Source organism: Paenibacillus glucanolyticus NBRC 15330 (assembly GCF_004000885.1).
Lineage (GTDB): Bacteria > Bacillota > Bacilli > Paenibacillales > Paenibacillaceae > Paenibacillus_AQ > Paenibacillus_AQ glucanolyticus.
The window spans coordinates 44,709-56,752 of record NZ_BIMC01000029.1; the positions used below are offsets into that span (position 1 = coordinate 44,709).

A 12,044-nucleotide genomic window follows, 5' to 3' on the forward strand; every position below is an offset into this window, starting at 1 on the left:
CCTCTCCATAAGCTAGATCCTCCTTATATTCATTTAAGTCGGATCCAGCCTCAGCGTAATTGTATGACTCTTGCCTGCAGATCCCTGTGTATCAATAGCGAGCCGGATAGAGGGTGACATCTGCAGCACGGTCACGGTTGGGTCCTGTGCCAGCACTTGCAGTCCGCTCTTGTCCACATCAACAACCACCCTCGTTTGCTTCTGCGTCGGCTCAGCCACTGCAATCGTCAGCATATCGCCGTTCTCCTTCATGATGTACGAGATGGGTTGATCGGTCGTCACCTGCTGGAAAGAGCCTGCATCCCAGAAGTTGATGCCAGTTAAGCCGTGTTTGCGTTCCTTGACGGCATGAACTCGTCCCGTTGCAGCCAGTACCTGAATATCCGGGCTCGCTGCATACGCAGCAGTCTGTTGGGACGTTTTGCCCGGCAGCAATACATATTCATAACTCCCGGAACTCACTGCGGTTCCATGCTCAATAGCCAGACTCAAATAATTGCGGCTTATCGGATCCGCAGGACCGCTCTTATTGATCTCACTCCAGGAGCCCACACGGACTTCACGTTTACCAGCCACCTCTTGCCTGGAAGGAAATACGTATCCGATATCCGCCCCGGTGACATTGCCTTCCAGATGAGCCCAACTGACATTACTAACCTTTTCCTCCCAGCCGAGACTTGGCGGCAGCTCACGACCGTTTATGATGAGTTTGTTGTCACCTGCATGTGTCAGCTGCCGGTTCTCAACGATGGTCTCGGTCGGATTGCCGGATAGATTCTTGATATCCGAGCCTAAAGCAACCATCTCATCATCAAACAGGAACCAGGATTTTTTACCGGATAAAGAGCTGCCTGTGCTTTGATCCAGAGCAAACTCCATGCCGACAGCCCCGTATTCGCCATCGATTACCGATCCGCCGACCCAATCTCTGCTGTTCATGTAATAGCCCCACTCTGCCGGAGCCTTGGACGAACGATCTGTTGTTGTTCCCGGCAGCCTGTAACTGTCAACGGTTGGCCAGTACTGATCGCTGAATTGCTTCAGATCCTGATTGTAGAGACTGGTCATTCCCATGCCGGTATACCAGCCCTTCGCATTCTCTCCGTTGCCGTACTCGAATGCCGAAATCCGGTCAGAGAACATGCTGATGCCCAAGCCGAAATGCTCGCGGAGCTGAACGGCCCGGTCCATACCGGCAAACACCTGCGTATGAACAAGTTCGCCGCGCGGCATGACGCTGTCATCCTGCATCAGCTGTTTCAGCAGGTTCAGCTCATATAACGGCAAACCCGTATAATAGTTGTCAAATGTCGTGTCCTTCAGCGCCCACTCCTTGACCATGCTCTTCATTTGTGATGCTTGAGCAGGCGGAGCCGACTGGGCCAGACGCAGAATCGTCATCGAAACCGAGCGTCCTGCAAGATGATCCGAATCCGCAGCACGGGATATGCTGCGCCCTTTTACCGAATCCATCATTGCGCCTTTATATATAAGCGGTTCAAAGGAACGACCTACCCAGTCATAGACATGACGGGCATTCGGATCTGTGATCGCCCATGGCGAATCAGCGAACAATAAGAAGAGATCGGCCATGCGGCCAAGCAATACGCCGCCGTAACTTCCTGTGTAGGCAATATTTTTGTGCTGGACCAGGGAGCCGTCTTCATACACGCCGTCTCCTTGCTTGACGTATAGGAATTCATCCGTAATGGAGTCTCTGCCCATTTCGATTTTGGACGCTTGCTTGCCCACGATGCCTCGCAAAGTAACAACAAGCGCCTTATCCAGCAGGTTTGCTCCTGTTTCGACCGCTGCCGGGTTCGCTACACGCTTCTTCGGATCAGGAACGAACTTATCGATGGCAGCAAGGTATTGGTTAAGAAGCTCCGGAGGCATCACATCATGCATGAGCACCAGAATATTCATAACTTCCTGAGGAGTTCCGATCTCCCAATCCCACCAGTTCCCCGTGATCTTCTTGCTTGGATTGTATTGATATTCGTACATCCATTTCATGGCCCGTACAATATCGTTCTTCAACGCTTCATTCCCGTAGAGAGGCGAGCCCTCGATGGAATAAGCCAAGGCAAGGTCGCGGATAATCCCGTAGGCCCAGGAGATACGCCATGAATCATTCTGCGTCTTGCTGATCACCCCGTCCCATAAAGAATCAGGATGATCTCCTTTATTCAGCGTATCCCATCTTCCCGTCTTATCCCCGTTTGTCATCCGTTCAACAAGCGCAGACACGTTAGCAGCCGCATCCGGATCGTTCATCTGAACACCTTCGCCGCCGACCAGCTTCGAAGCCCAGCGCTGGCGGATCGTATCAAACGCCTGTGCGGGTAAATCCGAACCGGTCTCAGTCAGGGAAACATCGTCAATCCAGACGGTTCCCGTGCCCGTTTCAAGCAATATCTCTACCTTCAATCTTGTTATCCGGGGGTCCTTTGGAACCTCGATCTTCATTTCATGCAGCGTCCACTCGGTGCTTCCTTTCACGAAAGGAATCGCAGGACCGTCCATGAGTTTGCTCCCGTTCTCAGCACAGAATTGAGTACGGATGTATACTCCCTTGCCGGCATCGACAGGTTTTACATCCTGCGTCTTCAACCAAGCCTGTACGGTATAGGCCAAGCCAGGCAATACAGGTGTAATGGGCTGAGGGGCAACCGCCGTCCGGGCTGCGGCCTGATGTTTAATTTCTACTGAACGGCTGCCAAGATGACTCTGGTTGTTCACCACTGAAACCTGCTGTCCGTTTCTCGTTGGAAGCCACGCGCTCCAACCATCGGGTCTGCCTCCGACCCAGTCCTGGTGTTGAAGCAGTGTACCCTCCTCGAACCCGCCATTCGGAATCAGATTAGGGCCTTGATTCCCCTCCACAGCGCTGGCATGGACTTGATGATTCGATCCGAGCAATCCTGCAAAGATAACCTGAAATATCATACAGAAAACAACTGCCATCGATAACCGCCTTGATCCGAGATCCATATATAAGTGCTCCTTCCGCCTGAAGCCTTAGTCGTTCTACCTCTTTCCGCTGATCCACAAGCGCAAGCGCGTGATTTCTTCGTTCCGCCCTGTCGCAAAATGGTGTATATCGTGCACTCACTGCTCCCTATGTGTACTGCTCCCAGTTCGCACGGTGTAGGATCGAAGCATCCTTGGATGGTTGTGGGCCATCAAGACGCTGTTTCGCCCTATGCATTCTTCCGCTGATCTACGCTGCTGCTAATCAGACGGTTCACTTGTTCTCTCTTTCGAATGTACCACTCTTCTTCACGCGGATAGACCGTTAACGATATTTCTTCCTCCAGCCCGTCCTGCAGCATTGCCACTACTTGTTCACGCCCCACCTTCTGCTCCAGCAGCTCAAGTGCACGCAAATCTTGCAGCGCCTCTGTCAATACTTCCAGCCTGATCGATTCAACCGGTCCTTCTTCGCCAGGGTAAACCAGGAAGGCATCACCTGCTGGAAAGCCCCCTCCGGCATCCGTCACCTGATATGGATTGATCGCGTATTTGGAGAACTGTGCGTACCAAAAGTTATAGCCCCAGTGCAGGAAGCCCCTTAATTTCAATATATAGAGCTGAATCCCCAACACGCGATTGCGGGATGACGGCATATGAAAAAAGCGGTTGGACACTTGTTTGTACTGGGCGCAGCAGTAATACGTCCACAACCCTTCCAAACCGTGGTCGAGAAACGGCTGAATATCATTGCTGGCAGGAATCGGATGTTCAATCAGCCCGCTCTTGTAAAATTCATAATCCGATAAAGCATCGATGATCGGAAAGTCTTTCAGTATAGGTCGCACAAGCTCACTCGCGGCACGATACGTTTCCAGGTCGTCAAGCTTGGGCTCGTCGGACAGGTGAAAGTACACACGTTTCTCCAGCCCGTTCCACTTCACAAATTGAACAAGCTTGTTTAGAAACGCTGTGAGGAAAGCCGTATACTCCGAATCATTGGAGGCAGTCTCCCAGCCGAATAATAGCTTGTATTGTCCATCTACGGTAGCCATTACTTTCGGTGCAGACTTTGCCCCCCACTGCGTGAACAGATGAGAGAATTCAAAATATTTCACGCCGCTGGCGTTACACAGTTCCACCCAGCGCTGTAACAGATCGAAGGAAAAATGATAGCTGTCACCTGTCCGCTCCACCTTCACAAGTTGAACCGTCGGACGATCTCCCCCGATTTCCGTATCCAGCGGCGGTGTAAACAAAGGCGTCAGAATCATATTCATTCCATGTTTAACCGCAGTGCTCACATATTCACCGATCAGCCGCCAGTGCCGCTCACTGAATACCTCTGTCCGATAATGGGTAGCCAAGCAATCCACGTGAAACCACTCGGTGTGAATGAGCGTTTGGTCAGGCAGTGTCTCCGCGATGACCTCCAGCATAAATGACTCCTGACCCAGCTGTTGACCCTTCTCATCCTTAATCCTGAACCGGATATCGAACATTCCCGCTTCCGCATCCCGCGGTATTTCCACCGTAATCCACAGGGACCGCCATTGGTCGGGATACCCGGTCAGACCGAACTCATCGAGCGGAAGGAGGGCATCAGGATACAGTCCCGGTGTTGTCCTCAGAACATGGTCATCCGCATCATGATAATGAATAAAGTTAGCAGGCACCAGATCCACCTTACGTACAAATAGGTTGGATCGCAGTTCGGACTCCACTTCCACCTGCAGAGATCTCATATGAACTTTCGAGCGGTATGCAATCTGATAAGAGTAGGTTTCGCCGCGCAATGCGGAACCCCAAGGATGTACGGGAGCGTTAAGCTCTTCATCCGCAAACACCTTAACCAAGGAACTGACACACCGGGTTTCGAATGATTCCACCTTTAACAATGAATCCATCTTTTCCTCCCCCTTATGATGGGTGTAGACAATGAACCCGGCAAACTCGAGCGAAATTTTCGAATGTGCCGGGAACCATCCATCCCTTGTTTACTTCGATTTGTAACTGTCCGCCGTATCCTTCAAATGCTGCTGGAAGTTGGCATCGGCCTGCAGTCCGGCAATAAAGGCATCCCAATCCGCCAAACTCGATTTGCCGATAAGCACATTGGTATACATGTCAACGAACTTCTTCTGCCAATCGCCGCCTCTTTCCATCCAGGCTTCCGTCACTGGCAAACCGGCAGCCGGGTTAACCACCGAGGAGTTTGTAATGGCGTCGATTAGTTTGTAGTTATATTCCTTCACTTCGGCCGGCATGTCGGGCGCTTCTGCACGTTGATACTTGTTAAAATAACCGGAAATCCACTGTGCTGTCGTAGCGGTACCATACGCTTTCTTTTTGCCCTCATCGGTCTGAACGATGGAACCATCTTCCGAAACGGTATAATCTACATCCTTCAAGCCATACGTGATCAGATTGTAGCCTTCCTCGTCCGCTGTGGCGTTATAGACCTCTAGAATTTTCTTCAGCTTCGCCTCGTCTACCGTTAATTTATTCACAAGAAATACGCCGTAGGACCCGTAAGCTTGCTCATGGTATTTCTTGCCGTCTGGAGCAGCAGGGATCTCAAAGGCTTTCAGCTCTGCTTCCGGATGGATTTTCTTCAGTTCTTGCCCAAACATAAAGGCTTCATTAACGTTGGCAATAGCCACTCCGGCTTTGCCTTGGATGATCATTTCCTTCACCTGGCTTGACTTCATGACCGGCAAATCCGGTGTAATCAGACCATCGGCATAGGCCTTGCTCCAGAATTCCAGCGCTGTCTTGGCTTCATCTGTCATCCAATAAGGAAGGAGCGTCCCATCCGCCTGCTCTTTCCACGTTGTACCCGCGCCAAACATCGACATCAAATAACCGCTCACGCTGGCCTGTGCCATACCATAGGTATCGTTCTTGCCGTTCTGATCCGGATCGTTCTTGGTGAAAGCTTCTAAAACTTGATAGAGCTCGTCCATCGTGGCAGGAGCTTTAAGGCCAACCTGGTCCAGCCAATCCTGGCGGATCATTAGGGATTCATGGCCGTCCAGTGGACGAACGCGCGGGATGCCGAATGTCTTGCCCAGAAACTTCGTATTTTCATACGCGTTCTCCGGGTAGGCTGCAAGATTTGGATAATCCTTGATGTAAGGCGTCAAATCCCAGAATGCTCCTTGTTCGGTAGCCGTTGAGAATGCGGGATCCTGAATGTCCTCTATCAAAATAACATCAGGCAAACTCTTGGAGGCCAGCAGCGCATTGACTTTCTCTTTGTAGCTGTTGATTGGATAGAAGTCAATATCCAGCTTGACGTTCAATTCCTCGTTCAACTGGGTGATGCTGTCCAGATCACTGCTCGGAGATTCCCCGTACGTCATCGTACCAATACTGATCTCAACCGGTTTTTGCTCACCGTCCGCAGCTTCGCCTTCGGCAGATTTGCTCTCCCCTTTGGCGCATCCCACTAAGGATACGGCGAGTGTCAGAGCGAATAGCATGGTGACCCAATTTCTTTTTTTCATGTGTAAGACCCTCCCTTTGTATCATCATTAAGAATCAATATGTAATGGTGATGTCCGCGCTATTAACCTTTAATGGAACCCACCAGCATACCTTTGACAAAGTACTTCTGCAAGAAAGGATAGACCAGAATGATAGGCAGTGATGCAACAACCACAGCTGCCATCTTGATGGTCTCTGGAGGCAGCATCTGCTCGCTTTGCAGCATGGCGGCAACGGATGGATCTGCCACATTAGTCGATGCCTGTATCAGCATCATCTGCAGAACGACCTGCATCGGCCGCAGTTCTTCCGAATTAATGTACAACACTCCGTTAAAGTAGGTGTTCCAGAACCCTACGGCAAAAAATAATCCGAAAGCGGCTATGGCAGGCAGCGAGATGGGGAGCATGATTTTGAAGAACACGCCGATATCGTTGGAGCCGTCAATTTTGGCTGCTTCCTCCAGTTCCTCCGGTAATTCCTGATAAAAGTTTCTCATTAAGAACACGTACCAGGCACTCGTAACAGCCGGAAGAATCAACGACCATATCGTATCCATCAATCCCATGCTCTCCACCAGCAAGAAGTTTGGAATCATGCCGGGATTGAACAGCATCGTCATCAGAATCGCAAGCAAGAAGAATTTCTTGCCGAAGAATTGTCTCCGGGAAAGCGAATAGGACAGAGCGCTTGTGATCATGATGCTGATAATGGAACCCACTATAGCGAGAAAAGCGCTGACTCCCAAAGAACGGATGAACATCTCGGTAGACAGGATGTATCGGTAGGAGCTGAAGCTCCATTTTTCCGGAATCAGGATGAGAGACTTGCTCAGATATTCACTTGGATCTGTAAACGAGATGATGATTACGTACAGGAACGGCAGCAGGGTTACCAGTCCGATCAGGGACAGCACCGCATAAATCATTCCATTCGTGAATTTATAACCGAAGGAGTGCTTCATCAGTAAAGACCCTCCTCACCGAATTTTTTGGCCAAGCGATTGGCCATAACAACCAGAAGCAGACCGACAACCGATTTAAAGATCCCGACAACCGTCGCGTAACTGAATCGGCCGTTCTGAATGCCTGTCCGATAGACATACGTGTCGAATACATCGGCTACATGCGAAACCGGAGAACTCATCATCAGGTAGACTTGCTCGAATCCGACTTCCATTACCTGTCCGAGTCTCAGTATGAGCAGTACGATGATTGTGCTTTTAATGCCCGGCAGTGTCACGTTCAACATCTGCTTCCAGCGGTTTGCGCCATCAATCTGTGCCGCTTCGTACAAGTCTTGATTGATGCCGGCAAGTGCCGCCAGAAATATGATCGTTCCCCAACCCGCTTCCTTCCAGATGCTCTGTGCCGTGAGAAGCCCCCAGAAATAATTAGGCTCCGTTAAGAAGCCAATCGGTTGTCCGCCTAGCTCAACGATAATTTTATTGATAATGCCGTCGCTCTGGCCGAGAATAATGAAACAAATGCCTGCGATGATGACCCATGATAGAAAATGGGGCAAATAGATAATCGTCTGAATCGTCTTCTTGAACTTCAGGCTCCGTACTTCGTTAATAAGCAGTGACAGAACAATCGGTACCGGGAAGAAAAACATAATGTTGAGCAGACTGATTGCCATCGTATTTCGGAATAGCAGCAGAAAATCCGGGTTCGTAAAAAAATCATAGAAATACTTAAGACCAACCCATTCACTCCCCCAAAAGCCTAAATACGGAGAGTAATTCTGAAAGGCTAAAGCGAGACCCCAGATGGGGAAGTACTTAAATATGAGGAAAAACAACAGCCCCGGAAGCGCAAGCACATATAAATATTTCTCCCGGGCGATTATCACCTTCATTCGTTCCAGCCTGGATCTTTTTTTCCCGCCTCGTTCCCTTTCACTACCAGATGCCAAAATCGCGTGCTCCGTATTGGATTGCGACAAGGTAACCACCACCTCCTGCATGATCATGAAGTTCCACTTGCTTACCAAAGTGTTTCATGTCTGCATCTTACAAGCCGGCGATTCACTGGGCAATGACCAATTCTTCATCCGATGAGCCTGACGCTGCAAAAATTGCGAATCCCTTGGTACGACTGGATTCTCCCGTTGGGTATGACTCATAAATCAACAGCCTGACCGGGCCCGAGACTAAAAAATGAGACCCTCTTCGCGGCACAAAAAAACTTGCAAAAACGAGAAGTGTCCTTAACTTCTCGTCGATTGCAAGTCAGTCGAATAAGGAAGATTACGTTCTATGCGTTTCACGGTACTGCCCTGGCGGCAATCCGGTCTGTTTTTTGAACACCCTTATAAAATTCTTGGGGTTGTATCCTACCTGCTCGGCAATTTCATTCACCAGCAAATCCGTTGTAACCAACAAGTCAATCGCTCTGGTTACGCGAACCTGGGTCAAATATTCAATAAAAGAAATATCCTTCACTTTCTTGAAGAGTTTGCTCAGGTAAGGAGGGCTTATACCACAAATTTGCGCACATTGATCCAGCGAAATATCCAGATGATAATGCTCAGCAATATACAGCGTAACTTTATGAATAAGGTGCTCGTATTCTTGATTCTTTTTGTTGCTGAGCGACAGCAAAATCGGTTCTAACAATTCGCGCTTAAACCACTCATTCAAGTCCTGAATCGTCGCACACTCTCTCATTTCCGTATATAACTCGAAGGTAGAACGACCAAATAAATGGTCATAGTCGATATCCATCAGATACGCGGTTCGAAGTGTCGTAGATAACAGCTGATCATAGGACATCAGAATAAGCTCGGGATTATGTACGGCCGTCTGCACTTTATCAGAGAATGCATGCAGCATACGCTCAGCCTCCGCGAAGTTGCCTACTTGAAGCGACGCGGTGAAATGAGTTTCCAGCTCCGTCGGGTATCGATAATTCATGGAGTTGATGAGGCCTTTGCTCTCAATGATCTGGTTGCCGCCGTTAATCATGCGCGAATGAATGGCAAGCTGCGCTTCCCGGTACAAGTCGGGTAACAACTCCACCTGATCTGTCGTTCTGCTTAAACCAATTGTTACCGGCGAACATAAATAATGGGCAATCTGCTGACGGACCTGCTCCACAGCCGGCTTAAGCGTAAGCTCCCATACTCTGGCCTCTTCCTGCTCCGTCCAGAGCCACACGATCACTTGATCATTCAAGGCATTGATTACAATTCCCTGGAGACCGCTCTGCTCCAAGAGCTCCGACGCAATATTTTTCATAATAAACAGGATCAGGTCCTTATCAGACTCTTGAAACTTGGCCTCTTCCACAAATTGATCATATGCAATGATAAAAACGACTGCTGATTGCTGTTTCGGTATGCTGTACCTGCCTAGAAGAGCCGCCAGGTGCTCCTGGCGATCATGCGTGAACTGTCCCTCCATCAGCCGCAGGGCAAAAATCTCACGGATCAGCGGCAGCTGTTCATTCAATTGTCCTTCCAGTTCAAGCGCCTTGCTGTTCATTTCCGTCCAGCGCTTATTGACATAACTGATCTCATCCATTCCCATATCGCCCGTCTGACTGCCGCTGACTTGGAACATCAGCTTTTTGATCGGCCGATAGGCTCTTTTCGCGCCAACCCATGCCAATGTGAAGCCGGTAACAAGAACAATCACAACCATAAGCAAGGTCATGCCCGCTATCCACTGCGAGCTGCTGTATAACTCTTTTGTTGGAATCATGTCGATGTACAGCAGATTGTACATAGGCGAAAGCTTGGAGGTAACAAGGTATTCCTTGCCATCCCAATGGTATACGAATTCATGTCCGATTTTATTTGTAACCGTTATCATTTCATACAATTCCGGAGGAACCGAGGTGCCATTGAGATGGAATACCAATTGGCCTGTATCATCAAGGACATACATTCGTTCATTCTCATATTTGATGAAGGGCCTGGCTAACGATTCGAACATCCGATTGTCCATCGTGATCCCAATAAAGCCTATCGGGTCCTGGGCATGCAGGGGGAGTGCGCTTACGATAGAAATGCCGTTGACGTCCTCTTTGTCATTGAGAAAATAGCCTGCCTTCCAATAAAGCTGCTGTTTGTCGTTCAGCAATTGATGGGCTGCTCTGATTTCGTCTTCAGATTCAGCCTTGTGCCCGCCATATGTAGCCGATATGAAGTAATTCTCATCCAACGTATATAAGGAAATATCCTCGATCTGAGGATTTCCATTCTTAAAGGCTGCCAGATTCTGATACACATTGGAATAAAACCCGGCATAATTGTTACGTTTCTGCTCTGCAAAATCGGAGGTGAAAAATGACCCCATTAACATCTGAATCAAATTATTCTGTATTCGATCCATCCCTGTATCAATCGTCTGTGAGGCATAATTCAAAATCTGCGAGACGTCCTGACTTGCATCCTGCTTGATCATTTTGGTTGTCATGGCGTAGCTGGATATGCCCAAGATCATAATCGGAACAATCGACGATAATAAAGCGATCCACACCATTTTTCGGTAAAACGATGGCTTGTTCATAAACCATCTAGTCCAGGTCATTCGATTATGATCTCGTATCTTCATGTCCAAGGCTCCCCATACTATAGCTCTCGATGATTACTACTTTATACTATTCCATTACGATCTATTATGGCAATGAGTCACTGTTAATCGTTCAGAAGATTTAAGAGATTCACTTGGATAGCCATCATGAAAAAAGCATCTCAAGGATCTACGAAAGACCTTGAGATGCTTAAACATTCTACTATCTAACCCGCTCATCCCGTAACAGCCTGCGTCAGTTACGACCGCTGCTTGATTATTTCCAAGCACCCGGGTGTTCTTCGTTCACCAGATCCTGCTCCACGGCCTTTGCGTTCATCTCTACCTGATCCACGCTTTTGCAGCCCGGAATGACACAGCTGACCGCCGGATGCTTCAGACACCAGGCCAGCGCCCATTCCGCCATATTCACGCCTTCGGGCACTTCCTTTTGTCTGATCTCTTCCACAAGCTTCAGCTTGGCATTAATCTCGTCCTGGTCACGGTTCCTGCGCACTTTATCGCTGAACACCGTCCCCGGCTTGTATTTCCCGCTCAAGTACCCGCCTGCCAACGGAACCCGTGCCAATACACCAAGATCCTGCTTCAGACATGAAGGGAGAACCTCTTCCTCCGGTGCCTGATCCAGACGGTTATACACAACCTGAATCGCCTTGGCATTCAGCTCCGCAGCCTTGTCGGTTTGATAGATATTCCTGTTGCTTCCGATCGATATCCCGAGATTTCGGATCGTTCCCGCCTGAACCTGCTTGTCCAGCATCGTCCACATCTCATCATTATTGAACACTTCATCCGAGCCGGAATGGAATTGATACAGGTCGATATAATCCGTACGCAGCGCTTTAAGAGATTCCTCCAGCTGGATTCGAATCTGCTTCGCGTCCCAGGCATTCTCCCATTGCTCATGCCACTGATGACCAAACTTGGAGGCAATAACCCAATCCTCGCGGCGGTCACGTGACAAGAAATCCCCGATGAAATTCTCAGACATATGATGAGGCCCGTAACACTCGGCTGTATCTAACAAATTAATACCCAGTTC

7 protein-coding genes are annotated in these 12,044 nt (G+C 49.2%); all 7 read right to left on the reverse strand.

Annotated features, from left to right (window positions below):
• Positions 1–33 precede the first annotated feature (33 nt).
• Positions 34–2,994, reverse strand: coding sequence for a polysaccharide lyase family 8 super-sandwich domain-containing protein (locus tag PGL02S_RS26285; protein WP_036643211.1), 2,961 nt, complete (start codon positions 2,992–2,994; stop codon positions 34–36).
• A gap of 209 nt (positions 2,995–3,203) precedes the next feature.
• Positions 3,204–4,880, reverse strand: coding sequence for a DUF4091 domain-containing protein (locus PGL02S_RS26290; protein WP_036643212.1), 1,677 nt, complete (start codon positions 4,878–4,880; stop codon positions 3,204–3,206).
• Positions 4,881–4,970: 90 nt separating this feature from the next.
• The gene (locus tag PGL02S_RS26295) at positions 4,971–6,482 is read right to left on the reverse strand and encodes an extracellular solute-binding protein (protein ID WP_036643213.1); all 1,512 of its coding nucleotides are present in this window, start codon (positions 6,480–6,482) and stop codon (positions 4,971–4,973) included.
• 62 nt (positions 6,483–6,544) lie between these two features.
• A complete protein-coding gene (locus PGL02S_RS26300; protein ID WP_036643214.1) occupies positions 6,545–7,426 on the reverse strand; it encodes a carbohydrate ABC transporter permease in 882 nt (293 codons plus the stop codon).
• Positions 7,426–8,436: an ABC transporter permease gene (locus tag PGL02S_RS26305; protein ID WP_036643215.1), complete on the reverse strand. Its 1,011-nt coding sequence runs from the start codon at positions 8,434–8,436 to the stop codon at positions 7,426–7,428. The genes PGL02S_RS26300 and PGL02S_RS26305 overlap by 1 nt, the downstream gene beginning before the upstream one ends.
• Before the next feature lie 277 nt (positions 8,437–8,713).
• A complete protein-coding gene (locus tag PGL02S_RS26310) occupies positions 8,714–11,023 on the reverse strand; it encodes a helix-turn-helix domain-containing protein (protein WP_036643217.1) in 2,310 nt (769 codons plus the stop codon).
• A 235-nt stretch (positions 11,024–11,258) separates the two neighbouring features.
• Positions 11,259–12,044: aldo/keto reductase (locus PGL02S_RS26315; protein ID WP_164762895.1), on the reverse strand; the 786-nt coding region annotated here is incomplete at its 5' end.